23 protein-coding genes are annotated in these 25,683 nt (G+C 35.8%); 21 read left to right on the top strand and 2 right to left on the bottom strand.

Annotated elements, in window-relative coordinates:
• Positions 1-210 precede the first annotated feature (210 nt).
• From EZV73_RS21405 to EZV73_RS21335, 15 genes are all read left to right on the top strand, one after another.
• Complete coding sequence (locus tag EZV73_RS21405; RefSeq protein WP_240842479.1) at positions 211-591, top strand: hypothetical protein; 381 nt, start codon at positions 211-213, stop codon at positions 589-591.
• Between the two features lie 148 nt (positions 592-739).
• Complete coding sequence (locus EZV73_RS21400; protein WP_240842478.1) at positions 740-3,814, top strand: glycoside hydrolase family 2 TIM barrel-domain containing protein; 3,075 nt, start codon at positions 740-742, stop codon at positions 3,812-3,814.
• On the top strand, positions 3,807-5,135 hold the full coding sequence (locus EZV73_RS21395; RefSeq protein ID WP_240842477.1) for an MFS transporter: 1,329 nt from the start codon (positions 3,807-3,809) through the stop codon (positions 5,133-5,135). Before EZV73_RS21400 ends, EZV73_RS21395 begins: the two co-directional genes overlap by 8 nt.
• Positions 5,136-5,137: 2 nt before the next feature.
• The gene (locus tag EZV73_RS21390) at positions 5,138-7,501 is read left to right on the top strand and encodes a glycoside hydrolase family 3 C-terminal domain-containing protein (RefSeq protein ID WP_240842476.1); all 2,364 of its coding nucleotides are present in this window, start codon (positions 5,138-5,140) and stop codon (positions 7,499-7,501) included.
• 92 nt (positions 7,502-7,593) lie between these two features.
• Positions 7,594-9,729 carry a catalase/peroxidase HPI gene (gene katG / locus EZV73_RS21385; protein WP_240842475.1) on the top strand — a complete coding sequence of 712 codons (2,136 nt, stop codon included), beginning with the start codon at positions 7,594-7,596 and terminating at the stop codon, positions 9,727-9,729.
• A gap of 96 nt (positions 9,730-9,825) precedes the next feature.
• Entirely contained in the window at positions 9,826-10,542 is a 717-nt protein-coding gene (locus EZV73_RS21380) for a hypothetical protein (protein WP_240842474.1), read from the top strand.
• Positions 10,543-10,768: 226 nt separating this feature from the next.
• Positions 10,769-11,221 (top strand): hypothetical protein, encoded by a 453-nt coding sequence (locus tag EZV73_RS21375; RefSeq protein WP_240842473.1) that lies wholly within the window; start codon positions 10,769-10,771, stop codon positions 11,219-11,221.
• A 10-nt stretch (positions 11,222-11,231) separates the two neighbouring features.
• Complete coding sequence (locus tag EZV73_RS21370) at positions 11,232-11,987, top strand: hypothetical protein (RefSeq protein ID WP_240842472.1); 756 nt, start codon at positions 11,232-11,234, stop codon at positions 11,985-11,987.
• Between the two features lie 124 nt (positions 11,988-12,111).
• On the top strand, positions 12,112-12,678 hold the full coding sequence (locus EZV73_RS21365) for a class I SAM-dependent methyltransferase (RefSeq protein WP_240842471.1): 567 nt from the start codon (positions 12,112-12,114) through the stop codon (positions 12,676-12,678).
• Positions 12,679-12,693: 15 nt separating this feature from the next.
• Positions 12,694-14,025, top strand: coding sequence for a hypothetical protein (locus EZV73_RS21360; protein WP_240842470.1), 1,332 nt, complete (start codon positions 12,694-12,696; stop codon positions 14,023-14,025).
• A 14-nt stretch (positions 14,026-14,039) separates the two neighbouring features.
• On the top strand, positions 14,040-14,246 hold the full coding sequence (locus EZV73_RS21355; protein ID WP_240842469.1) for a hypothetical protein: 207 nt from the start codon (positions 14,040-14,042) through the stop codon (positions 14,244-14,246).
• Positions 14,239-15,003 carry an IseA DL-endopeptidase inhibitor family protein gene (locus tag EZV73_RS21350; protein ID WP_240842468.1) on the top strand — a complete coding sequence of 255 codons (765 nt, stop codon included), beginning with the start codon at positions 14,239-14,241 and terminating at the stop codon, positions 15,001-15,003. The genes EZV73_RS21355 and EZV73_RS21350 overlap by 8 nt, the downstream gene beginning before the upstream one ends.
• A gap of 12 nt (positions 15,004-15,015) precedes the next feature.
• Positions 15,016-15,225, top strand: a complete 210-nt coding sequence (locus EZV73_RS21345) for a DUF4083 family protein (protein ID WP_240842467.1) — start codon at positions 15,016-15,018, stop codon at positions 15,223-15,225.
• A 3-nt stretch (positions 15,226-15,228) separates the two neighbouring features.
• Complete coding sequence (locus EZV73_RS21340; protein ID WP_240842466.1) at positions 15,229-15,603, top strand: CpXC domain-containing protein; 375 nt, start codon at positions 15,229-15,231, stop codon at positions 15,601-15,603.
• A gap of 117 nt (positions 15,604-15,720) precedes the next feature.
• Positions 15,721-16,425 carry an HAD family hydrolase gene (locus EZV73_RS21335; protein WP_240842465.1) on the top strand — a complete coding sequence of 235 codons (705 nt, stop codon included), beginning with the start codon at positions 15,721-15,723 and terminating at the stop codon, positions 16,423-16,425.
• 10 nt (positions 16,426-16,435) lie between these two features.
• On the opposite strand, the gene EZV73_RS21330 is transcribed toward EZV73_RS21335, so the two are convergent.
• Both EZV73_RS21330 and yqeC read right to left on the bottom strand, forming a co-directional pair.
• Positions 16,436-17,515, bottom strand: a complete 1,080-nt coding sequence (locus tag EZV73_RS21330; RefSeq protein ID WP_240842464.1) for an AraC family transcriptional regulator — start codon at positions 17,513-17,515, stop codon at positions 16,436-16,438.
• Positions 17,505-18,251 carry a selenium cofactor biosynthesis protein YqeC gene (yqeC, locus tag EZV73_RS21325; RefSeq protein ID WP_240842463.1) on the bottom strand — a complete coding sequence of 249 codons (747 nt, stop codon included), beginning with the start codon at positions 18,249-18,251 and terminating at the stop codon, positions 17,505-17,507. The genes EZV73_RS21330 and yqeC overlap by 11 nt, the downstream gene beginning before the upstream one ends.
• A 144-nt stretch (positions 18,252-18,395) precedes the next feature.
• Here yqeC and EZV73_RS21320 point away from each other — a divergent pair, with 144 nt between their 5' ends.
• The 6 genes from EZV73_RS21320 (at position 18,396) to EZV73_RS21295 (ending at position 25,198) form a co-directional block, all read left to right on the top strand.
• Positions 18,396-19,799: an amidase gene (locus EZV73_RS21320; RefSeq protein WP_240842462.1), complete on the top strand. Its 1,404-nt coding sequence runs from the start codon at positions 18,396-18,398 to the stop codon at positions 19,797-19,799.
• Between the two features lie 2 nt (positions 19,800-19,801).
• Positions 19,802-21,043 carry an NAD(P)-binding domain-containing protein gene (locus EZV73_RS21315; protein WP_240842461.1) on the top strand — a complete coding sequence of 414 codons (1,242 nt, stop codon included), beginning with the start codon at positions 19,802-19,804 and terminating at the stop codon, positions 21,041-21,043.
• Positions 21,044-21,046: 3 nt separating this feature from the next.
• Positions 21,047-23,374 (top strand): xanthine dehydrogenase family protein molybdopterin-binding subunit, encoded by a 2,328-nt coding sequence (locus tag EZV73_RS21310; protein ID WP_240842460.1) that lies wholly within the window; start codon positions 21,047-21,049, stop codon positions 23,372-23,374.
• Positions 23,367-24,155 (top strand): FAD binding domain-containing protein, encoded by a 789-nt coding sequence (locus EZV73_RS21305; RefSeq protein WP_240842459.1) that lies wholly within the window; start codon positions 23,367-23,369, stop codon positions 24,153-24,155. The genes EZV73_RS21310 and EZV73_RS21305 overlap by 8 nt, the downstream gene beginning before the upstream one ends.
• A complete protein-coding gene (locus EZV73_RS21300; protein ID WP_240842458.1) occupies positions 24,155-24,634 on the top strand; it encodes a (2Fe-2S)-binding protein in 480 nt (159 codons plus the stop codon). The genes EZV73_RS21305 and EZV73_RS21300 overlap by 1 nt, the downstream gene beginning before the upstream one ends.
• Positions 24,635-24,928: 294 nt before the next feature.
• Positions 24,929-25,198, top strand: a complete 270-nt coding sequence (locus EZV73_RS21295; RefSeq protein ID WP_240842457.1) for an AbrB/MazE/SpoVT family DNA-binding domain-containing protein — start codon at positions 24,929-24,931, stop codon at positions 25,196-25,198.
• Positions 25,199-25,683: the final 485 nt, after the last annotated feature.

Here is a 25,683-nt window from a genome sequence, read left to right as displayed (position 1 = left end):
TACAAATATAATAAAAAGATATAACATCTTATAAGGGGAAATGATAACTTTTATTAATGATTTTAAGACAATATAGTAATATTTTTGTTCACTTTTTCTGATGTTTCTAACATAAAAGTAACAATTGACTGTTTGTTTTGAATATTCAAACAATTCGTTTTTTTATGTGGTATTATAGCCCTATACATTTAAGGAAGGGGTTCTATTTTTATGTACGGTAAGGATTTTGATTTACGAAAAAACAATAAAACATACACACCATGGCAAAAGTTTTGGCACGACATAGGCATTAAGATTGGTAGGCTCCATTACAAGATTTTTCTTTTCTTTTTAGACCTTGAAGATAAAAGAGATTATTATCCTGATGATCTACGAAAACACAATAGAAATATGAATATTGATAAGGCCTACCGAAGGGAGTACAACAGGATAAACTTCCTATACCAGCTTCGTTACAAGACCATCCACTTCATCACAACTGTAATAGTTACCATTATTGTTTTTATCATACTGGCTATCTTATTAGTTGTAACAGGCTTCATTGCCTACTTACTTATGTTATTACTGGTCTTTTGGAGACCTTTTGAATAGTTTAATGAAATATCTTATTACATATGATTTTAAGACCTTATCGGGTCTTTTTTAATTTGAACACATGATAGTGATTTTGTTATAAATATCATGAATTAATTCAATAAGATTCACTATAGTTTCTTTATTCTATAAGTGGGAGGAAAAGATGAGCAAATTCAAAAATAGAGAGGACTGGGATAATCCTTACATTATTTCAAGGAATAAAGAAAAAAGTCATGTTAGAATGATGCCACTCGATTCAGTGGACGATACAGAATCTACTTGGTTTAAATCACTTAATGGTTTATGGAAACATCACTATGTAGATAAGCCAAGTGATAGGCCACTTGACTTCTATAAAGAGGATTACGATGTAAGAGAGTGGGCAAGTATTGAAGTCCCATCCAACCAGGAGTTTAAGGGTTTTGGTATACCCATTTATACGGATACCTTGTATCCAACAAGCATTGATATGAAAAAAATACCTAATATCAGCCATGACTATAATCCTGTTGGTTCTTATAAAAGAAGCTTCCAAGTGGATGCAGACTGGCTGGAAAGACAGGTTTTTATCTCCTTTGAAGGGGTCAATTCAGCCTTTTATCTGTGGATCAACGGTAAAAAGGTTGGTTATTCTCAAGGCTCTTTTACAACCGCAGAGTTTGATATAAGTGATTATATTGTTTCTGGGAGCAATCAAGTTGCTGTGGAGGTCTATAAGTGGTGTGATGGCTCTTACTTAGAAGATCAAGATATGTGGCGATTATCAGGTATATTTAGACAAGTTTCTCTTATGGCCAGGCCTAAAGTAGAAATTTTAGACGTCTATATCCACTGCGAGTTTGATGAAGATTACAATCATGCAGTCCTCAAGTGTCAAGTCAAACTTAAGAACCATTCAAATCTAGATGCAAGAGACTTAAAACTTTCAACAACAATCAATGACCAAATGAAAACGCTTGATTCCATCACAGTTAAGAAGGGACAGATTAAGGTCTTATCCTATGATATAGCTATTACGTCGCCTTTAAAGTGGACGGCAGAAACCCCACACTTGTACGATGTTTATTTTAAATTATCTGGCCACGGTCTAGTGGACATCAGGATGCAGAAGTTTGGTTTTAGAGAAGTAAAGATTGAAAACAATCAATTATATGTGAATGGTGTTTCCATAATAATCAAAGGGGTGAACAGACATGAATTTCATCCAGAGTTTGGTCATGCCGTGCCTTATGAGATTTTAGAGAAAGACATTAAGCTCATAAAATCCAATAACATCAATGCCATTAGAACCAGTCATTATCCAAATGTCAAAGCCTTTTATGACTTGTGTGATACATACGGCTTATATGTTATGGATGAATGTAATGTAGAAACCCATGGCTTAAGAGATAAGATACCTGGCTCAAAACCTATGTGGACACTGGCTGTGGTAGATAGAATGAAAAGAATGGTTGAACAACATAAGAACCATGCTTGTATCATCTTTTGGTCTCTAGGAAATGAATCGGGTTATGGTGACAACTTCAGATACATGAAAGAGGCTGCTTTAAAGATTGACCATACAAGACCTATCCATTATGAAGGAGACCATGTCTTAGATATATCTGATGTTTTTTCTATGATGTATGCCACTGTAGATGATACGGTAAAGATTGGTAAAGGACAACCATTAAGAGTTGGCCTTGCTGAGGAAGGCGGTAGATTTGGTAAGAGATTGACTGTAAAAGATTATGGTGACAAACCTTTTATCATATGTGAGTACGCCCATAACATGGGTAATGGCCTAGGAAACTTTAAGGAATATGTAGAAGCTTTTAAGAAATACAATAGATGCATTGGTGGCTTTATTTGGGATTATGTGGACCAATCTATATATAAAGATGGTAAATGGCTTTATGGTGGAGACTTTGGAGACAGTCCAAACAGTAAGAACTTCTGCGGAAACGGTCTTTTAGCAGGAGACAGAAGCCCACATCCTGCCTGGTACGAAGTTAAGAAATGTTATCAGGAAATTGAAATTGAAGGTCTTGATTTGATGACAGGCAAGATTCAAGTCCAGTCAACCTACAGTTTTAAAAGACTAGATGCACAAATGAGATGGACCTTAAGTTCTGGAGAAAAGCAGCTGACAGATCAGGTCTTACCAATCTCTTTATTACCGGGAGAAAGTAGTGTCTATAAGCTTGATTATGATTTGGATGCAGACTATCAAGAAGCAGTCTATCTAACTGTGAGCATTCTTTTAGATGAAACTGCTTATAGTAAAAAAGGACATGAAATAGCAAAAGACCAGTTTGAAGTACCTGTAAACATTGTAGCTAGAAAATCAAAACCAGCTAGGACCATATGTAGTCTAGAAGAATCCGAAGATCTTATAGAACTTTCAAATGACTTTATAAGGATGTCTGTTTCAAAAAGAAAAGCTGGCATTACATCACTGGTCTATAATGACCAAGAACTGCTAAGAAGTGCCTTAGAACCGAACTTTTATAGGGTACCTATTGATAATGAATGTGAAGGCATAGGGGCTACATTTCCAAAGTTTAATAAATCACTCATTGAAAAAATCAATTATCACATGTATGGACGTTACTATAGGGATGTATTAAATAGCCTAAGTTTAAAATCCTGTCATATATCCAATCGAAATGGAACATGTAAGATAGACTTAGACTATAAGATGAAATACTTTAAGAGTTTGTCGGTATCTTATACATTAACAGATAATCGAGTCATAGTTTCAATGTCAGGAAGGCCTCAACAGGACTTGATACGATTTGGCTTTACATGTGGACTAAAAGGTGATTTTAACAAGGTCAAATGGTTTGGTAGAGGACCACATGAAAACTATGTTGATAGAAAGTCATCAGCCTTGATTGGTCTGTATGAATCTAGTGTTAAAGATATGACACATGATTACTTAAAGCCACAGGAAAATGGCAACAGGTGTGATGTATCCTATTTGGAACTTTTTAGTGATGATCACAAGATAAAGATTTTTAACGATAATAAGTTTTCTTTTAGTGCTTGGCCTTATAGCTTTGAAAGTTTAGAAAGCGCTACACATATACATGAGCTAAAAAATGAAGATATAACGACTTTGAACATTGACCATGTGCAAAGAGGTCTAGGTGGCAGCCTTCCAGCGTTTTTAGCCTTGATGGACAAGTATAAGCTGAAGGGGAAGAAAAAATACGCATACAGCTTTACAATTGAGTTAGGAGGAGAAATTGAATAGTCAAATTGGTAAACTTGAGAAAGCTTCCTTTGTCTTCGGCGTCTTTAGTCAGAACTTAGTTTATGCTTTTATTAGTTCTTATATCATGATATTTTATACAGATTATATTGGCATCTCATCAGCCCTTGTAGGCACCATATTCTTTGTTGCAAGAATATGGGATGCCATAAACGATCCTATGATGGGCATTTTAACAGATAGAACCAGGACAAGGTTTGGAAGGTTCAGGCCTTATCTATTACTTGTATCTGTTCCGATTATGGTCAGTGTCTATATGCTTTTTTCGAAGAGTCCAATCTCTAATCATATTTTATGGGCTTATATGACTTACATCTTATTTGGTATGATTTATACGGTGTCTGATATACCTCTTTGGTCAATGGCATCTTGTATGTCAAATGATTCTCTAGAAAGAACAAAACTTATATCCCTTGGTAAGGCAGTGCCGCCTGTAGCATTTGTACTTGTGTCGGTTGTAACAGTACCTTTGATTCAGAGGTTTGGAGATAACATTTCAGCTTACAGGAGTGTAGGGATGATTTATGCAGGTCTTATGATGATCGGCATGATAGGTATGTTTTTTAATCCAAGAGAAAGAGTGAATGTCTCTAAAGAGAAATTGTCTGTTAAGGAGATTTTTTCCGCGCTCTTACTCAATAAACCACTACTTTTGATACTGGCTTCTCAAGTCTTTATCATGATTGTGGATAATCTGGTGCTTGCTATTGGTATTTACTATGCAAAGTATAACCTTGGTGATCCAAATCTTGTGACAGTTATGAGTCTTGTAATTATAGTACCGCTTCTGATAAGCATTTTTATTTCTAGTAAGCTTGCTGAAAAACATGATAAGAAGAAGTTGATTTTAGGTTTTCTCATGTTTAGGGTAATAGGATATATACTTCTATTTTTAGTGGGATTTGAAAATCATTTACTATTTTTTATTGTGTTGGGTGCATCGTCTTTAACAGCTGGTGCTGCAGAGGTACTCTTACCATCCATGATGGTTGAAACCATTGATTTTGTTCAATTAAAGACAGGCAAAAGACCAGAAGGCATTATGTGGTCAACTCAAACCTTTGTGGCAAAGGCTTCTTCATCCGTATCTGGTATTTTATTAGGTTTCTTGTTGGTTGTCATTGAGTTTGTACCGAATGTAACACAAAGTATCCATACACTGAATGGCATGCATATGATTTTAACATTGTTGCCAGCTCTATGTATTGCATTATCTATGATGCCGTTATTTTTCTATCCTCTGACAAGAGATAAGTACAAGGTGATTGTAGACCAGTTAAATTCTATGAAAGAAGTGAGTTAGTTATGAATTATTCAAATAAAGATATATCGCTCTTATGTTCTGGAAAAAACTTTTGGGAGTTAAATGGGTTAGAAGAGAAAGGTCTTAAGTCCATAAAGGTATCAGATGGCCCTCATGGACTTAGAAAACAGGATGGACAGTCTGATCACATAGGCATCAATGCCAGCGAAAAAGCGACATGCTTTCCGCCAGCAGTTCTGTCAGGTTCTTCTTGGGATCAAGACCTTGTATTTAAAATGGGTCAGGCTCTTGGAGATGAATGTTTAAAGGCCGGCGTCTCTGTCCTACTGGGACCGGGTGTTAACATCAAGCGATCACCCTTGTGTGGTAGAAACTTTGAGTATTTTTCAGAAGACCCTTACCACGGTGGCATTATGGCTGCAGCCTTGATTAGAGGTGTTCAGTCGAGAAATGTCGGAACTTCTTTGAAACATTTTGCAGTCAACAATCAGGAGACTAGAAGGTTGGTTATTTCATCTGAAGTAGATGAAAGGGCTCTTAGAGAAATCTACTTAAAGAGTTTTGAAATTGCTGTTAAAGAATCAAAGCCTTGGACCATTATGGCTTCTTATAACAGGTTAAATGGTACCCATGTTTCTGAAAATAAAAGACTTCTAACTGATATTCTAAGAGGAGAATGGGGCTATAAAGGGGCTGTCATAAGTGATTGGGGTGCTGTCAATGACAGAGTGAAAGGTCTAGAAGCTGGCATGGACTTAGAGATGCCAGGTAACAGGGCCAATAGGACAAAGCTTTTACTGGCGCTTGATCATGAAATCTCTCAAAAGGCCAAAGAGGCTTCTAGAGACAGAATGGTCGATCTGATTAAAAAAAGTCAGAAGAGCCTACAAGAAAATTATGAAGTCGATCTTGATAAACACCACAACCTTTCTAGAGAACTCGTCTCTAAATCCAATGTGCTTTTAGTTAACGATGGTATTTTACCCTTAAGTAAATCCATGAACATAGGTCTTATAGGTGAATTTTCAAGAAATCCTAGGATACAAGGGGCAGGATCGTCTATTGTCAACTCACATAAAATAGACAACTTATACGACATCATGAAAGCTGAGGGGATTCAGTTTGATTATGCTAGAGGCTATGAAAGCACAAGCGACCATGTTAATAAGTCCTTGATTGATGAAGCATTAGAAGTCGCTGAGAGAAAAGATGCTGTAATAATTGTCGCAGGTTTATCCGCTACATACGAAAGTGAAGGTGTGGACAGAAGACACCTTGAAATGCCAGACAATCATGTAGCCCTTATAGAGGCTGTTAAATCTGTTAATAAAAACATGGTCGTTGTGTTACAAAACGGCTCGCCAATCACCATGCCATGGCTAGAAAATATACCAGCAGTCCTAGAATCTTATCTGGGAGGCCAAGCAGGTGCAGGTGGTACATATGACAATCTCTTTGGGCGAATAAACCCATCTGGCAAATTGGCTGAGACTTTTCCACTAAAACTGGAAGATACACCTTCTTATCAATACTTTCCTGGTCATAGAGATTATGTGGCATATAGGGAAAGTATATATGTAGGCTATAGGTATTATGACAAGGCAAATAAAGATGTACTATTTCCATTTGGTCATGGTCTTTCTTATACAAACTTTGATTATGAGCATCTTGAAGTATCAAGAGAAAATAACAAGATTCAAGTAAGCTGTGATGTTTCAAATACAGGTTCATTTGATGGTGAAGAAATTGTACAAGTTTATGTGGGAAAAAAAGATTCATCTGGTTTTAGACTCATAAAAGAGTTGAAATCCTTTGATAAAAAAATGATACCAAAAGGTCATAGCCAATCTTTTGACTTTAGCTTGGACTATTTAGATTTCGGCTATTACAACGTTGAAATGAATCAGATTCATGTAGAAGAAGGCATCTACACCATTTATGTTGGCGCATCCAGTAGAGATATAAGACTGACTTGCGATATTGTACTTGAAGACCAGATTGGAGGCAGCTATCCTAAAGTCTATGGTGAACTAGAGTCCTATAAGTGTTTAGATAAGGGTATACTCGAAATATCAGATCATGATTTTTATAAACTTAAAGGCTCAGTGACCAGCGCATATGATCATAGCATCTTCCATGAGAACTCTCTTGTTGATGATCTTAAGTCAACTTTTATTGGTAGGAAAGTTCGAAAATATATTTTAAAAGAAGCCAGAAAAGTTGTAGGTCAGATAGATGAGGATGATGCAAGTTTAATCATGTTTGAAGAGTCTCTTAAAACAACGCCCATTAGGGCACTGAGTCTCAATGGTGATCAAGACCTGCCAAAATATTTTACTAGAGGTATTTTAGATATTTTAAATGGCCATTATATAAAGGGAATCTTTTGGCTTTTAAAGAAATAAGATTAGCAATCACTTTTGTGGTTGCTTTTTGAATAATCTCCTTTTTAGTGGGCATATAGCTACTAGGATTAAATGAATGAAAGGAGTATTAAATGTCAGGTGGAAAATGCCCTGTAACTGGTGCAACAAGTAAAGCAGGTACAAAAAACAGAGATTGGTGGCCAGGTCAACTCAACCTCAAGATCTTGCAGCAAAACTCTAATAAGATAGATCCGATGGGAGAAGACTTTAATTACAAAGAAGCCTTTGAATCGCTGGATTACCAAGGACTTAAAAAAGACTTATATGATTTGATGACAGACTCTCAGGACTGGTGGCCAGCGGATTATGGTCATTATGGAGGTTTATTTATCCGTATGGCTTGGCATAGTGCCGGGACTTACAGAGTCAACGATGGACGTGGTGGTGCAGTAACTGGGACGCAAAGATTTGCCCCTCTAAATTCATGGCCTGATAATGCCAATCTAGATAAGGCAAGGAGACTCTTATGGCCGATTAAGAAAAAATACGGCAAGGCCATCTCATGGGCAGACCTGATGATTCTTGCTGGTAACTGCGCCTTAGAATCCATGGGATTTAAGACTTTTGGCTTTGCAGGTGGCCGTGAGGATGTTTGGGAACCAGAAGAAGATATCTACTGGGGAAATGAAAATGAATGGTTAGGAGACGAAAGATATACAGGTGAAAGAGATTTAGATAATCCTTTGGCTGCTGTTCAGATGGGCCTTATCTATGTCAATCCAGAAGGTCCTAATGGTGTACCAGATGCTGTTGCTTCTGGTAAGGATGTTAGAGAAACCTTTGCTAGAATGGCAATGAACGACGAAGAGACCGTGGCTTTAGTTGCAGGTGGTCATACCTTTGGTAAGTGCCATGGTGCAGGTGATGCCTCAAAGGTGGGTCCTGAACCGGAAGCTGCTGATATTGAAGAGATGGGTCTTGGTTGGATCAGTAAATATAAATCAGGGATCGGTGATGATACCATCACATCTGGTATAGAAGGCCCTTGGAATGCCACACCTACTAAGTGGGATATGGGCTATTTTGATACCTTGTTTGGCCATGACTGGAATTTGGTAAAAAGTCCAGCAGGGGCATGGCAGTGGGTACCGGCGGATCCAGAAGCACATAATATAAAGACTGCACAAGGAACCGGCCTACAAGCGCCAATTATGACAACTGCTGACTTGTCTCTTAGAATGGACCCTAAGTATAAAGCTATATCTAAAAGGTATCATGAAAATCCAGAAGTCTTTGCGGATGCTTTTGCAAGAGCTTGGTTCAAACTCACTCATAGGGACCTTGGACCAAAATCGAGATATTTAGGTCCAGAAGTACCAGAAGAAGATCTTATCTGGCAAGATCCGATACCTAAAGTTAATTACCAGGTGATTGGTCAAGAAGATATTCAACTTCTAAAGAAAATTTTACTAGATAAGATGTCTGTTTCAGATCTCGTTTGGCTTTCATGGGCTTCTGCTTCTACTTATAGAGGATCTGATTTCAGAGGTGGGGCAAATGGCGGACGTATAAGATTGTCTCCACAAAAGGATTGGGAAGTCAATGAGCCAGAGAAGCTTCACAAGTTATTAGATATTATAGAAGGTATTAAAGCCGATTTTGATACTGATGATAAAAAGGTTTCTCTTGCGGACTTGATTGTCCTTGGTGGTTCAGTAGCCATTGAAAAGGCTAGTGGTGTGGAAGTAGCCTTTACACCTGGTAGAAATGATGCAAGCAGTGAGCAAACTGATGAGAAGTCCTTTGCTTATCTAGAACCTATAGCAGATGGCTTTAGAAATTATCAAAAGTGTTTAGGAAAATCTGAAGAGCTTCTTATTGATAAAGCACAATTACTTGGTTTAACACCACCTGAGATGACTGTTTTACTAGGAGGACTAAGAAGTCTTAACATCAACTTTGGACACTCACCACTTGGTGTGTTAACAGATCATCCAGGTAAGCTTTCAAATGATTTCTTTATCAATATCCTCGATATGAATATAAAGTGGCAGCCTTTAGATCAAGGTGTTTATGAAGGGATTGACAGATCTACAAACAAACGTAAATGGCTAGCAACAAGAGTTGATTTAATATTTGGTTCTAACTCACAGTTGAGAGCCTTATCAGAAGTTTATGCCAGTGATGATGGAAAAGATAAGTTTATCTGTGATTTCATCAGTGCCTGGAACAAGGTAATGAATGCAGATAGATTTGATCTGAAATAAGTAAGTTGGCCAAGATGAAATCTTGGTCATTTTTACGCTTTAATTAAGTTGAATGATGCATAACTTTTTTAGGTATATATAGAATAGGAGGCGCCTATGCATGATTATTATATGAAAAGACAGAAGTCAATTAAAAAAACATATAGCAAAATGACAAAATGGGCAGAAAAGATCCTTATAGCTTATTTGAAACCTGAAGAAGTTAACTTAATACTTGATGATGTCAAACTAGAAGCAGACCAAATCATATCCAGACTGCCTTATATAGGTGGAAGAAAAAATGCCTTTTCAAACATCATTGAAATGAATGGTTGGTTTATTGCCTTTTATAAGGCCTCAAGCAAACATGGCTTTGATGCGGTTATGGCTTCATATATTAACTATAAAGTGTCGATTAAGTTTTTTGACCAGGTGCCTAGACTGTTTAGAAGACCCATTGGACGACTAGCTTTTACTAGTCTAGGAAAGTCCTACTTTAGGAGACAAGCTTTAGAAAGTCAAAAGGAAAAGTTTGAAGAAGATTTTATTTATACCTTTGATGCTGCAGATAAATCATGTAGATTTGAGTTTAAAGAATGTGCAGTTCAGAAGTTTTACGAGTCAGAAGGTGTCGAAGAACTCAAGCATTTTTGTAACTTTGCAGACCCGATTTATTCAAAACTTTTTGGTATGGGCTGTGATGCTAGTCATTCACTGGCAACAGGCTTTAATACCTGCATATTAGATTATGAACTAAACCGTGAAACCAAGCTTCCAGACAATGTAGAGGAAATGATTCAAATGGCCGAAGAAAAGTTATTGACGCTCACTTAAGAAAGTATTAGAATTTCCTTAAACTTATACCATATTTCTACATTTTTGATGAATGACACACTATTATGATGTATACTGTTAGTGGGTTGATTATATATGAAATTTGGTTGAAATGTAGGAGAGATGGCTTTCTGGATTATATTAAAGCCTTCAAAACCTAAATGGTGATTATGATGGGAACTACCAAGTTTATGATAAATGGTAGTTCCTTATTTTTAAGGATTTTATGAAAAAGTATAGATTTTTAATTATAGCTTTCTTTGTAGCACTTTTACTAAATGGGATGTCATTGTATCAGGAGATTCAAAGCACACGTGAGTTTGAAGCGTTTCTTATTAGGTATGACAAGATTGAAATAGACAGGATATCTGCTAGGAATGCCATGGTAGATCATTCAATTCAGATAAAGGATGACGATATAGAAGAGCTTAAAGATAAGCTAACAAGGTATGATTGGGAAATAACTTCAGAAAGGTATTTGTCATCTGATGGTCAAAGCTCTTTTTATATCACGTTTAATGGAGACGAAGCCATTAGTATGCGTATTATCGGTAAAGACTATGTGTCTGTTTTATATGGAAAAGATGACAGTCAAGAAATCTTACAAGCTACTATGAAGGTGGAGTGGCAAGAAAGTGCGTACGAAAGAGTTAAAGAACTTATTAAGGCATCCAAATAGAGGAGGGAATATGACTAGGTCTAAACCCAAAGCACTACTTGTAGGATCGGTGGTTATTATGATGTTATTGTTTAGTCTTATGGAAAAATCAGGACCTGATTATCCTAAGTCATTTGATTTTTCTGATTATGATGTGCATATAATCTTCCCTAGTCTAAGTATGAACAGAGAATCGTTTATGCTACTTGAAGAGGACAAGAAAATACTATCAGATATATTTGTGAATAATTATTTAGAGATAGGACCAAAAAAGGCCGTATATGATCATCATTCAGTTGTTTTTGAAATGGAAAATCAGACTTCGCTTGAGACATATATGTGGGTGATACACACCAATACAAAGCAAAATTATTTAGCTGGTTTAAGTAAAAATAAGGTTCACTATATATGTGATTTAAGTGATGAAGCGTTGGAAATAATTAAAGAAATGAATAAAAAATATCTTTTGGTAGCTGCAGGTACCTCATCAAGTAAACATATTGAAGTATCATTAGGTTATCAGGAGGAAAAAGAATCATATAGAGTAAACGACTATAAGATTCATTATGATGACGTAGTCTTAACAGAAGTTTTTATGACTACTAAACACAATTATAAACATTTATCAATGAAGTATTTTGAAGAATCAGATTGGTTAGATGGGATGATATCTTTGGCTATTCAAGTTGATGAACCAGTTGAAGAATTATCTCTAATTGCAAGAGGCTATGAGATAATAAATGGTGAAAAGAGACTTTTTCAGGAAATCCATAGCTTAGAGTATTAGGGAGGAATGTATGAATATCATCTTGTTATTAGCAATTCTTATTGTATTAGGCGCTATAGTGTTTGCTGGGATTATGAGTAAAAGAAACTCATAAAAAATGGATTTAACAAAGCATGGAGGCAGGATGGAAGATCGTTATCTACAGACTAAGAAGCAAAAAATTAAACTTCAAAGAGAATATGAAGACGCAGCTATTTTAGATATTGGTGGCGGTGGTGAAGGATTTATCGGCAGACTATACGGTAAAAATGTCATTGCCATAGATCCTCGTGAGGATGAGTTATTAGAGACTGACAACGACTCTATAAAACTTATTATGGATGGCAGAGCTCTTAAGTTTACTGATGAAAATTTTGATGTTGTAACACTCTTTTATTCTTTAATGTATATGAACATAGAAACAAAGCTTGAAGTCTTATCTGAAGCTGTAAGAGTTTTAAAAAGAAATGGTCTCCTTGATATTTGGGATGTCGACTTACCAGATTATAAGAATGATGGTAAAGATGTCTTTGTAGCTCAGTTAGACGTTGAGTTAGAAGACGATATCACAAGTACTGGATATGGTGTTTTGTTAGAAGGTAAGAAACAATCTAAATCATCCATTGATGCTATGCTTGAGCCACTAGGATTAAAACTTATAAAAGAAGAATGTATGGACCAAAGCTTCAGATTGCAATATAAAAAACTATAGGGAGAATATGAACTTATGAAGAAACTAATCATTTATCTAGCACTAATAAGTTCGGTTTTTATTGGATGCCAAGAGGCTACAGAAAACTCACTAGAAAATACTGTTCCTCATGAAGTAGTTGTAGATAAAGAGTTGAATGAAAGCGTTGAAGAAGAGACAGACCTAATAAAGGAAACAGAGTTAGAAGGTCCTGAGGTTTTACTTTCATACTTTAAGGACAACTCAAAGGCTATTACTAATCTTGATAGCTTAGAAGAGGGTCTGATTTCAATGGAGGACCTTGATCAACACGAAATATTCTTGACTGGAGAAGTTCACGGTATAAAAGCAAACTCTGATTTGAATATAGCATTTGTAAAATACTTTAAAGAAGAGACTAACTTTAAATATTATTTATCAGAAATGCCTTATTCTATGTCTTACTTCTTGAATCAATTTCTTGAGAGTGGAGATGAAACTATACTTTTAGATATATTTAAGGATTTAGGAAAATACGGAAGTGATGACAAGGAATACTATGAGTTCTGGACGAACTTTTATTCATACAATTATAACCTTGCAGATGAGGAAAAAATTAAGGTGGTAGGGCTTGATATTGAGTCGAACATTATTCAAGCCTATAAATGTCTTTTAGATATGTTGCCTGATGAAGAGGCTCCTATAGAAATTAAGGAGAGTATTTCTAGTCTAGGTGATATACTTGAGCTTTTGAATACGAGTTTTCGAAACAATTATAAGGGTGAAAAAAATGCTGAAGCCATACTAGAGGATATGGGTGAACATAGAGATCTCTATAAGGACTACCTAGGTGAAAATTATGTCTATTTTGAATTGGTTTTATGGAACATATTAAATTCAAAAAAAGCTTATAAGGTCGTTGATGATTGGGTAGAATGGAACAATACAAGAGACCGCATCATTTATGATAATTTCAAAACGATTGATAACGTGTTGCCTAGAGATAACTATTATGGTCAATGGGGAGCAGGTCATGTATTCCAAGATGTAAATACAGATGTAAAATGGTTTGCGACTTATTTAAACAAATATCCTAAATACCAAGACAAGGTCTTATCTATTACATATAATTATCTGGATTGTCAGATGAAATCAGCAGATGGTCTTACAGAAGATTTTGTTTTTATATTGCCATTTATTGATGAAATAAAGGATCAAATAGATAGTGATTTTTCTATCTATAAAGTAAATGGTCAAGAAGAGGATAGACCCTACATGCCAATGTATGATATCTTAACTGGAGATGAACTTAACAAGGATGTATCAGAGTACTTTCAATACATCGTTCTAATAAAAAACTCAGGACCAACACACACATTTAATCAATGACAAGGAGATTTATCTTGAAATCATATAAGAAATTGTCTGTATTTCTAATAATTTTGTTGCTTATTTTAGGCCTTGCAAAGCTTCAAACTAATAAGGAGAATAAGACCTTCTATATAGAGGAGTTGTCTAGCTTGATCAAAATAGCCAGTTCTGCTGTTGATAGAGTTCCTGATATTGAAGGTGACTTTGAAGAGGTTCGATTAGATATATATGATGGCTGATAAGTTTCAAGATATTTACTACTTTCTTTATTACACTGATCACTATATTCATAAAGGTGATAATCTTCAGTACAACATATTTGCTTATCTAAAAACAAGTTTAAGGCATATAATTGTTGACAAACAACTTGATCAGGAAGAACGTAGGCTTTTAAAAGAACTGTCTAAAGACTTGAACACTTTAAATGCAAGTATTAATAGTGGCTACGTGGCTTACGATGAAGTTAATGAACATCTACACAAGTTTAGGTATAAATGGGATGACGAGTCATTGTTTCCGTCCTATAAGCCTACTCACTTGAGTGATGATGAAGTCATGGTACTTTATGATAAAGCTATGGACTTGTACAGCATATTTGATGTGGGATATTTGCCAGTAGATGTCGATCAACAGTTTCAAGTAAAGGATCAGACTTATTACAAAGTTAATCAGGTTTTTTCTTCATACGATGAGTTGGTAGAAGCACTGAATGGTACTTACAAGAATAAAGTCGTTGATTCTCTCCTCAAAAGAAATATCTATATCAATGTTAATGGAGACTTATATGGTAGAGTCGGTGATAGAGGAACAAATATTTATATGGGTGAAGAAACTTATGAAGTTATAAGAGAATCCGATCATAAAATAGTTATAAGAGTTACTGTGGAAAAACTAAATGACGATAATCAAGTTATTGATTATGTGACTTATGATTATATCTTAAGATTTTATAGTAATGGAAAGTGGTTATTTGAAGAGTTCTATATGTTTAAATAGGGAGGACAAAGAATGTATGAAAGCGGCGCAATAACAGGTTTAGTGAGTTTTGATGCAACACTGATTTTTCAAATTATTAATACCATAGTTATATTGGCAATATTTATAGGTGTACCCTATGTCTTATTTAAATACATAAGGAAAACCAATGGTAATAATAGAAAAATTGATCAGGTTAATAAAAAAGTTGATCTAATTTTAGAGAAACTAGATAAGGAGTAAATGATGTTTGAATGTCCTAATTGTGGTGAGAAAACGATTAAGAAATGGACTAAGTTCTGTATGGGGCCTATAAGATCAACCAGATGTAGTCACTGTGGTGTTAAACTGTCTGTTCCATATAAGAGTCTCTATATTATATCGGCCCTACTTATTTTAATCTATGCAAGTCCACGCCTGGGTATTAGAGGTATAAGCCATTTGATATTAATGTCTTTCTATGGATTTATTGGTACATATGGCTATTATAAGTTCGTGCCTTTGATAGTTAAACTAGAAGAAGGTGATGCTGGCTATAAAGAACAAAGACGAAACAATACCTTTCATGGTCTTGCTTACTTTGTAGTTACCTTTGGAGCCATGATTGCACTTACTATTTGATTCTGGTAATTAGACCAGCGGTTGCTGGTCTTTTTATGTCTGGATATTTAAAATAAAGTCTTAATAGTATAAATTATCTTTTTCTCATAAGATACAATAGCAACATTGGAGGATTTTATGAATACGATATTATTTGATTTAGATGGTACCTTATTAGAGGTAGATAAAGAGACTTTTGTAAGAACTTATTTTAAGAGTGTTAGCAGCTATTTTTCTGATTTGACAACACCAGAGTATTTGATGTCTGTTTTTATGAAAGGGACAGAAAAGATGGTCATGGACAATTCAGGCAAGACCAATAAAGATGTTTTTATAGAGAATATGGATGACATGCTTGAAGATACAGATAAGTTTGTTGAACGCTTTGACGACTATTATTTAAAAGAGTTTGTTAAACTGGATTATTTATTGCAACCTAAAGAATGGATGCAAAAATCCATTGGTCTTTTAAAAGAAAAAGGGTATAGGCTTGTGATTGCGACTAATCCAATGTTTCCTGACTTAGCTGTTAGACAAAGAATTAAATGGACGGGCCTTGATGTAGAAGATTTTAACTACTATCCTACGTATGACAATCACTGTTTTACAAAACCTCATGCAAATTTTTATGAAGAAATTGCTGAGAAACTAGATGTGAATCCAAGTGATTGTCTGATGGTCGGTAATGATAGAAGAGATGATATGGTGGCTTCAAAAGTAGGCATGAAAACATATTTTCTAACAGACCAAGCTGCAAATTATGATGTGAATCATGAAATAACATATGAGGGTGATTCCAAAGCATTTTATGACTTTGTATCAAACTTACCTAAAATTAGCTAGTGAATATTCACTAGCTATTTCTGTATTCTGAGGGGGTTAACCCAGTTCTCTTTTTAAATTGCTTAGATAAATAAGCTTGACTGTTAAAGCCGACTCGACTGGCTATTTCCACCATGTTGTAACGTGTATGTTTCAGAAGTATTTTAGCATGTTCTATTTTAAAGTCATTATAGGCTTCGGTATAGGTTTTGCCTGTTTCTTCTGATATGAGTCTGGATAAATGTCTTTTACTGATACCTAAGATATTTGACATATGGTCTATGGTGATATGTTCATCCATGTTTTCTTGTAAGTACTTAAATGCATCAGTTACATACTTAGAGTGGTATTTAGACTTCTTATTCATACCCAGAAGAAAATACTCGTTCAAATGAGCTTGTGCATACAAAATGAGTTTATCTGCATCAGCGATGTTATGAAGTTTCGCTATAAACCTTTGAACAGTGATGCCTGTAAATTGAAGGTCATAACCATTATCAAGCATCATTAGGATTAATAGACCGTAATAGAGCATGATGTAGTATTTGATATAAGATCTATTGGTCCATTCCAGTTCTTTGATGAATGAATCAAAGAAAAGTCTGGTGTAGGATTCGACTGCTTCAATGTCGTTGACTTTAAAGGCTTCAAGGAGTTTATTTAAGACTTCTAAAAACTCATAGTTTTCATGTGCAGTGATGATCTCAAATGGGATGTCACTTTTATCTATAAGATCCATTTCAGGTTCTATTTCTTCTTGTAGTCTAGAAAGATTAAAGACAATCAATTTTAGGTTTTCAAAGTAGATTGTATTTTTACTTTCAAGTGGACCTACAGCGTACCTTCCAATCACGCGGTCTTTATAAGTATATTGTCCAAGTATATAGATCTGATTGTCGATGACCTTTTGATGAAGTTTGTTACTGATGACCTGATCTGAAACACCTGCTATATAAGCTTCTACAAGCTCTATAAGTTCTAAATCGCCAATCCCTTGATTTTTTCTATCGACAACAAGACACTTACTAGAAGTCACTTGCTTCATCATGTCGATGGTCTGTTTGATTCTCTGACTAACCTTTATCTCTTGGAGAGACTTTTTATCGATCATATTCTATTACCCTTAAAATTTCAAATTTAGCCATTTCTCCTGAAATAACTGCCTTGTATCTATTTGTTTTTAAAAAGAGTTTTTCTGAAAAACCTTCTATATCCACTGAGTATGATTTAGCCTTGTTGATAAGGATGTAGGCTTTAGCATGGTCAGGCAAATTTTTTAAGAAACCATCTTGGTGCGTCAGTAAATCGATGATAGCATCTGGCCTTATAATTTGACCTTCTTTTAAGCCTGTAATGGTCATAAAGGGATCTATTCTATGTACAAGGTCTTCTGATAGAGGCTGGTTAAAAACCTCTGCGCCTATAACAATGACAACCATATCACTAGAACTTGGTATAACAGGTTCATGGTGACCATATGATTTAAGTGGTCTTGATTTGGAACCATCACCTTCATTGAGAATCAAATCAAATTTTTTTTCATCTTTGATACCATTAACTTGGTCTTTACTGATGCCTTTTACCTTGTTTTTTACTGGGTCATATAAAGTAAAGAGTCCTACAATATTTGACTCTACTTCATCTGGTAAATCACCAAAGTAGACCCTGTCTACCTGGTCATGTGGATGAAACATATGAGTAGTGGTTGTCACAAGTACAGTATGATCTTTTTTCAAGGTCTGAGCGATCTTATAAATGGATGTTGTCTTGCCGCCACCACCAACAAATGTTATCAGTTTTGTATGAGTTTTTATATCTAATATTTCATCAATTAAGTAATTGTCCATATAGCCCTCCGTCTTTATTATAACAGATGAAAGGCTTTGTTAGATAAAACCAAGTATTCTTTTGCTTGAGATATTATTTTTATTGTGTGGTAACAAAGGATTAGGGGTATAAATTCTAGAAGTGTACTATGGGAGGGAATTACCATGGATTTTAAAGAGTTAAGTGTAAAAAAATATCACCTCATGTTAGAAAATAAAGACATAACAAGTAGCCAAGTCGTTGCCTACTATTTAGAAAGAATTCAGGCATATGATCATGATTTAAACGCTATTATATGCATCAATGATAGGGCCTTAGAAGAAGCTGAAAAACTTGATTTATATTATAAGGAAAAAGGCCTTAAAGGCAAGCTTCACGGTGTGCCGATTTTACTAAAAGACAATGTAGAAACTTCTGATATGCCTACAACTGCTGGTAGTAAAAGTCTCCAAGGTTATATGGCTAAAGAGGATGCGCCTGTAGTTAAACTTTTGAAAGAAGCAGGAGCTATAATAATAGCCAAAACAAACCTTCATGAGTTTGCCATATGGGGAGAGACCATCTCATCCATACAGGGTCAAACACTTAATCCATATGATTTAACAAGAACACCAGGAGGATCTAGTGGTGGTACAGGTGCTTCTGTAGCTGCAGACTTTGGTATGATAGGCATCGGAACGGACACCATCAACTCAGTAAGGTCACCATCATCTGCAAATGCACTAGTAGGTATAAGACCTAGTGCCGGGCTCATTAGTAAAAAAGGTGTTGTTCCTTATTCAAATACACAAGATGCTCTTGGTCCAATAGCCAGAAGTCTAGAAGATGCTAAAGTCCTATTAGAAGTACTTTCTGATAAAGATTACTCAGATCTACAAGTTGATTTCAAGACCCTTAGAGTAGGTGTTTTAAGGGATTTCTTTGGTCAAGATGATTGTCACCAAGAGATAAATAAGGCAATGGACCATCAGATAGATAAACTAAGAGCGCAAGGTGTTTATATACTTGATCTTAAAGATGTATTTGATACTGCCTACCTTGTTAAGGATGTTTCGGTTCATTTGTATGAGTTAAAAGACCATTTAAATGCTTATCTAAGAAATCTACCAGACCATGTTTCAGTACATTCTCTTGAGGAGATTCTTTCAAGTGGTTTACACCATGAAGGCATCAAAGATAATCTTATAAAAGCAAGTGAGCTTTCTACTTCATCAGAAGATTATAGAAAGAGACTTGAGAGAAGAGACTTAGTAAAAGATAAGTTGAAGGCATTGTTTGAAAAAAACCAATTAGATGTCATCTTGTATCCACATCAGAAGAGGTTGGTTTGTAAAATAGGTCAGTCTCAGCTAGAAAGAAATGGTGTACTTGCTTCTGTCACAGGTTATCCTTCCATATGTATACCAGCAGGTTTCTCTTCAGTAACTTCTCATGCACCTATTGGTGTGCCAATTGGTATGGAGCTACTAGGACCTTTAAACTCAGAAGAAAAGCTTATGGCAATCGCTTCAAAATTAGAAGGATTGACCCATGTTAGAAAAGCACCAATCATAAATAGAAAAGGATAGATATGAAAATATACGACGTTGTAATTATTGGTGGTGGACCAAGCGGTATCTCTTGTTCCTATCACCTAAAAAGAAAAAATATAGATCATTTGATTGTTGAAAAATACGAGATGCTCCACACTTGGAAAAATGAAAGGTGGGATTCCTTTTATTTGGTCACACCCAATTGGATGACCAATCTACCCGGGGTCGATCATTTGATACCTTATGACAATGAGTTTATGTCTCGTGCAGAAATTGAACATGTCTTGATGGAGTACTTGTATTTTGTTAAGCCTATGACGCTTGAAAATACAAGCATTCAGAGCGTTGATAAAATCAAGGATTACTATCAGCTAAACACAAACAATGGACTTATATATGCAAGAAACATCATTGTAGCAACAGGTCTTTTTAATCAACCATTTACGCCTAAAATATCTGACTTATTGCCTGACACTATCCATCAGATACACTCAAAGGACTATAAGAATCCAAGTCAGCTTGTTGAGGGGGCGACACTCGTCGTTGGATCAGGTCGGTCGGGTGTTCAGATTGCCTTAGAAGTTAAGGAAACCTTAGGGTGTAAAACTTATCTGTCAGTCGGATCTTCCACACCACTGCCTGTAGTCTATAAAAACATCAACGGTGTCTTTTGGTTAAACAAGCTTTCAGGCTATCACGATGAAAAGAAACTCCTTACCTATAGTCATGATGACTTGAACAATAAAAACATCATAGATAAGTTGAATCAAAATCTTTATCACTGCCAAGTAGAAGGTGTTGAGATTGTTGGAAGAATGGTCAATGTCATTGACGGTAAAATCGAATTTTCAGATGACCTTAGAAAGATACTAGATGACGGTCATCTTTATTTGGAAAGACTAGAAAGCATGATCAATGATTTAGTTCATAAAGAAGACTTGCCTGTTCAAGAGAATGTTCCATTTGATTTAAAAGATGTGAATTATGATATTTTAAAGCCTTTAACAGTTTTAGATCTTGAAAAGGAAGTTATAAAAAATATCATCTGGTGCACGGGTTTTAAGGCCAATTACAAGTGGTTGACTTTAGATGTATTTGATGATGAAGGTGAGCTGATCTTAGTAGATGGCATATCTACATCTGAGCATGTTTATTTCTGTGGTATGGATTTAAAACCAGATCCAAATACAAAATCATCTTTTGGAGTTGGTCTCTATGCCCTAGTAGAGTCTGCTAAAAGAGCGGTTGATAAAGTAATTTCTGATATGGAAAGTAGGTAAGAAATGAAAGGAAAAGTAGGAAGTTCTGTAAGAAGAAAAGAATCTTATGACAAAGTTCATGGGAATATTTCATACACAGCAGATGAAATAACAAAACAAATGCTCCATGCTGCCATTAAAACAAGTCCTCATGCTTATGCGAGAATCCTTAAGGTAGATAAGGACAGCGCCTTAAAAAGTCCAGGTGTAAGGGCTATTCTTACTGGTGAGGATGTACCTAATAATATTGGTCTTTATCTAAGTGACAAGCCACCTATTGCAAGAGATTATGTCAGACATTACGGAGAAGTTGTTGCAGCAGTTGTTGCAGATACTTATGAACATGCTTGCAAGGCGGCTGCTTTAATAGAGGTGACCTATGAAAGATTAAGACCTGTTATGAAGCCGCTGGATGCTTTAAAAGAAGGGGCTGACATTATACATAAAGATATGGCGACCTATAGTCATATTGATCCTATTCATCCTGAGCCAGGGACTAATATTTCCAATAGAACCAAGGTAAGAAAAGGGGATGTGAAGAAGGCTTTTTCTGATGCAAAAGAAGTTGTAGAGTCTTTTGTAGAAATAGAGATCGGCGACCATGTAGCCATGGAAACAAGAGCATCTATTTGTGAGATAAGAAGAACAGGGGATGTTTATATAACATCTACGACACAGGCTCCTTTTGTCGTCAAGGGACTGATGAGTGCCTTTTATGATTTAGACCCTGGTAAAATTGTTGTCAAAGCACCCCTATTAGGTGGTGGTTTTGGTGGCAAGGCAGGCATCCAGTTAGAAGGTCTTGCTTATCTTTTATCTAAGGCTGTTGGGGGACAAAAGGTCAGATTTGTAAACTCAAGAGAAGAGGACTTGGTAACTTCTCCAGGTAATATCGGTTTGCAGGCCAAAGTTAAGTTATCTGTGGATGAAAACAATAGGTTTACAGGCATGGACTTAGATTATTATTTTAACTCAGGTGCCTATGCTGACTATGCTGTTAATGTTTCAAGGGCTGCTGCTATTTCTTGTACAGGTCCTTACCATGTAGAAAATGTACGTTGTGACTCCATGTGTGTTTATACCAACCTGCCATTTGCCACTGCTTATAGGGGTTTTGGGCATATTGAAATGGGTTTTGCCATTGAAAGAGCCATTGATAAGATGGCTAAGAAACTGGCCATGGACCCCTATGAGTTAAGAAGAATCAACGGCATCAGACCTGGGGACTTAACACCGGTAGGCTCTAAGCTGAACAAGTCTACAGGAGATATCATTACCTGCTTTGATGAAGTTAATGATATGTTGGGTGGTCAAATAGATAAGTGTATAAAAATAGATGACAGAAAAGTCTTGGTCAAAGGGATTGCTGGTTTATGGAAGGCACCAGCCATGCCTACCAATACGGATGCTGGTGCAGTCATTACCTTTAACAGTGATGGCAGTGTTAATGTTCACACGGGCATTGTTGAGATTGGTCAAGGTACAAAAACAGGACTTGCTCAGATTGCATCCGAGTCTTTAGATATACCACTTGAAAAGATTCATGTAGAAGAAGGTGTCAATACTAGAACGTCACCATGTGATTGGGCGACAGCTGCAAGTAGAGGTTTGTTTATGGCCGGCAACGCACTTCTAGAAGCTTGTGAAGATGCAAAGAAACAACTCAAAGATCTTGCAGCCAGCATCTTACGTGTGCCAGCTGTAGACCTTGTAGTACAAGGTGAAAGAGTTTATGTACCTGATGAACCTGAAATTGGGCTGAGTATTTCTGAACTTTCACTGGGTTATGTTTATCCAAATGGCAATGCAGTTTACGGTCAGATCATAGGTAGAGGCAAATACATTGCCAAACACCTAACTGATATAGACAAGGAATCCGGTCAGGGACATCCAGATTTAGAATGGACCCTGGGTGCCGAAGGTGTAGAGATAGAAGTAGACATGATTACAGGTCAGTATAAAATACTTAAAGCAGTATGCTGTATTGATGTTGGTAAAGTCATTAATCCTGAGATAGCCAAAGGTCAGATCATTGGTGGTATGGCCATGGGGATTGGCTATACGACTATGGAAGGTTTTAAATACAATACACATGGACAGATTACAAGCGAGTGCTTAAGAGACTTTAAAATCATGAGATACAGTGACGCCCCGATTTATGAAGTGAAGTTCTTAGAAACACCTCAGTTTGATGGTCCATTTGGTGCAAGGGGCTTAGGTGAGCAATCTGTTATTGGTATGCCGGGAGCGATTTCAAATGCCTTATCGAGAGCAGTTGGAAAAGACTTAAGTGCAATACCAATTACACCAGAAAAAGTATGGGAAAAAATCCAGGAGGCCAGTGATGATTAATTTTGATTTTGACTACTATAAAGCTTCAGATTTAAAGTCAGCTTATGATTTATACAAGGACCTGACTGGAAAAGGAAAGAAGGTATTTTATTATGCTGGTGGTACAGAACTTATAACTTCTTTTAGAAAAGGTACTATAAAGGCTGATGCATTGATTGACATTAAAGACATCGAAGGCATTAAAACCATAAGGTGTGAAGAAGAAGTTGTTTTGGGTGGATGTCTTACCCTTAATGAGATCATTGAGACGCATAATATTGATATTTTAAAAGAAGTCCTTATTCATATAGGAGACCATACTGTAAGAAACGCTATTACAATAGGTGGTAATATCTGTGGTCGACTGCCGTATAAGGAGGCTATTTTGCCACTACTTGCATTAGATGCTGACATTGTAACTTATGGAGAGCAAGGCCTAAGGGAAGTGAAACTAAGAGACCTATTTGATAAACGTTTGAAGTTAAGTCCAGGTGAGATACTCTATCAGATAAAGTATCTTAATAAAAGGATTACCTATGGGATGAAGAGATATACAGAAACCACTTCTGTTGATTATCCGATTGTACATGTTTTTGTAAGAAATGACTCTGAGAAGTCAGTGGCTGTTTCTGGCTACTGCTCGTATCCACTTTTTAAAGTTTTTAGTAATGAGAGTCTAGAAGGTATAAAAGGTGATTTTGAGTCTTTTGGAAAAGATGATAAAAGGGCTAGTAAGGCTTACAAGAAACATTTGTTTGAAGAAGCTTTGGATTCTATCTTTAGAGAAATGGAGGATAAATAATGATTGCATACTCTGGTTATCAAATGATAGAACTTGATATAAATGGTCATGTTCATCAGGTCTTAGTTAAACCTAATGAAACCTTACTGAGAGTCTTAAGAGAAAAAGTAGGTTATACCGGACCAAAAGGTGGGTGTGAAAATGGCGATTGTGGCGCCTGTACAGTTTTAATTGATGATAAGCCCATGAAAGCATGTATGATCTTAGCAGTCTCTTGTACAGATAATAAGATTACAACCATAGAGGGATTAGAAAACACTGAAATTCAGGAAGCTTTTGTAGATAAAGGGGGCTTCCAATGTGGCTATTGTACATCTGGCTTTCTAATGAATGCTTATGCCATGTTAAGAGACAATCCGGATATTGATGAATCAGGTAAGAAAATATGGCTAGACGCCAACCTTTGCAGATGTACAGGTTATGATGGTATCAAAGATGCAGTGGATGCTGCTCAGAAAAAGATTAAGGAAAAAGTATAATGATATACTAAAGTTAAAAGGCCATTGTAAATGGTCTTTTGATGTAAAGAGAGGAGTTAATCAAAAGTAATGTTATTAATTTCAAAATATAAGCTAAGTTAATTATGTGGATCATATTAGGTATTGAGCATATTAATATATCATTCTTGTAAATGATAAATATCTCAGTCTATTAAGAATGACAGTTTAAATAGAAATGCTTCACTATATGTATGACTCTTATACATAATAACTTAGTCAAATTGACTCTAATATGAGAAAATAATACAATGTATTCAGAGGAAGGGGAGAACTATGTTAGTTACTTTGAATAAATGGGGAAATAGCGAAGCAATAAGGATTCCCAAGATTATTGCAGATACACTTGGTATTCATTGTGGTGATAAAGTGGATTTAACAATTGAGAACGATAGTTTAGTAATTAGAAAACCTGAGTTAAAAGGGAGAGAGCTGCTTGCTAGTTTACTAGAAGATTTTGATGCAGAAAGCCTTCAATCTTATGATATAGAAGATGAATGGGATATTGTTGGTGAGGAAGAATGGAAATATGAAGAAAATAAATGATTGACAAGTTCAGCAAGGTGATATTTATTGGGTCTCCCTGAATCCTACACAAAAGGCATGAACAGAAAGGTCATCGGCCTGTTCTTGTAGTAAGTAATGACATTGTCTAGCAATTATGGAAGGATAGTTTTAGTAGCAAGGAGTACTGCCGATTCACTCTATAAGTATATTAATGATGTTTCTACTTATTCAGATATTTTTATAGTCAATGCTATAGAGAACTATATAAAAACACTGTGCATCTGGAGATGACAGTGTTTTTGAGGTTTCAGCAAAAATATATGCTAATAGCTTATTAAAAAGCTGACATTGAAGAGCTATCATTCGATAAAATTTGGGGAGTGTAAAATAAAGTGTGTAAATCAGAACTAAGGATCTGATAGCACACTTATTTTTATTGACTTTGTGTGCTACAATCTAGAAAGGACACAAAGGATGGTAAATGAAGTAATGGCGTCAAGAAAACAAAGAAACAGAAAATCAAA

Source organism: Acidaminobacter sp. JC074, assembly GCF_022496765.1.
GTDB lineage: Bacteria > Bacillota > Clostridia > Peptostreptococcales > Acidaminobacteraceae > JABXKX01.
The sequence above is the reverse complement of the archived record's forward strand: the minus strand, read 5'-3'. Positions and strand labels throughout refer to the sequence as shown.

Bases quoted from the DNA above. Each gene is read 5' to 3' on its own strand.
- EZV73_RS21360 (WP_240842470.1), top strand. From the start codon at position 12,694: ATGAAGAAACTAATCATTTATCTAGCACTAATAAGTTCGGTTTTTATT.
- EZV73_RS21405 (WP_240842479.1), top strand. From the start codon at position 211: ATGTACGGTAAGGATTTTGATTTACGAAAAAACAATAAAACATACACA.
- EZV73_RS21305 (WP_240842459.1), top strand. From the start codon at position 23,367: ATGATTAATTTTGATTTTGACTACTATAAAGCTTCAGATTTAAAGTCA.
- EZV73_RS21370 (WP_240842472.1), top strand. From the start codon at position 11,232: ATGACTAGGTCTAAACCCAAAGCACTACTTGTAGGATCGGTGGTTATT.
- yqeC (WP_240842463.1), bottom strand. From the start codon at position 18,251: ATGGACAATTACTTAATTGATGAAATATTAGATATAAAAACTCATACA.
- katG (WP_240842475.1), top strand. From the start codon at position 7,594: ATGTCAGGTGGAAAATGCCCTGTAACTGGTGCAACAAGTAAAGCAGGT.
- EZV73_RS21365 (WP_240842471.1), top strand. From the start codon at position 12,112: ATGGAAGATCGTTATCTACAGACTAAGAAGCAAAAAATTAAACTTCAA.
- EZV73_RS21315 (WP_240842461.1), top strand. From the start codon at position 19,802: ATGAAAATATACGACGTTGTAATTATTGGTGGTGGACCAAGCGGTATC.
- EZV73_RS21330 (WP_240842464.1), bottom strand. From the start codon at position 17,515: ATGATCGATAAAAAGTCTCTCCAAGAGATAAAGGTTAGTCAGAGAATC.
- EZV73_RS21335 (WP_240842465.1), top strand. From the start codon at position 15,721: ATGAATACGATATTATTTGATTTAGATGGTACCTTATTAGAGGTAGAT.
- EZV73_RS21340 (WP_240842466.1), top strand. From the start codon at position 15,229: ATGTTTGAATGTCCTAATTGTGGTGAGAAAACGATTAAGAAATGGACT.
- EZV73_RS21320 (WP_240842462.1), top strand. From the start codon at position 18,396: ATGGATTTTAAAGAGTTAAGTGTAAAAAAATATCACCTCATGTTAGAA.
- EZV73_RS21380 (WP_240842474.1), top strand. From the start codon at position 9,826: ATGCATGATTATTATATGAAAAGACAGAAGTCAATTAAAAAAACATAT.
- EZV73_RS21295 (WP_240842457.1), top strand. From the start codon at position 24,929: ATGTTAGTTACTTTGAATAAATGGGGAAATAGCGAAGCAATAAGGATT.
- EZV73_RS21375 (WP_240842473.1), top strand. From the start codon at position 10,769: ATGAAAAAGTATAGATTTTTAATTATAGCTTTCTTTGTAGCACTTTTA.
- EZV73_RS21390 (WP_240842476.1), top strand. From the start codon at position 5,138: ATGAATTATTCAAATAAAGATATATCGCTCTTATGTTCTGGAAAAAAC.
- EZV73_RS21400 (WP_240842478.1), top strand. From the start codon at position 740: ATGAGCAAATTCAAAAATAGAGAGGACTGGGATAATCCTTACATTATT.
- EZV73_RS21300 (WP_240842458.1), top strand. From the start codon at position 24,155: ATGATTGCATACTCTGGTTATCAAATGATAGAACTTGATATAAATGGT.
- EZV73_RS21310 (WP_240842460.1), top strand. From the start codon at position 21,047: ATGAAAGGAAAAGTAGGAAGTTCTGTAAGAAGAAAAGAATCTTATGAC.
- EZV73_RS21345 (WP_240842467.1), top strand. From the start codon at position 15,016: ATGTATGAAAGCGGCGCAATAACAGGTTTAGTGAGTTTTGATGCAACA.
- EZV73_RS21350 (WP_240842468.1), top strand. From the start codon at position 14,239: ATGGCTGATAAGTTTCAAGATATTTACTACTTTCTTTATTACACTGAT.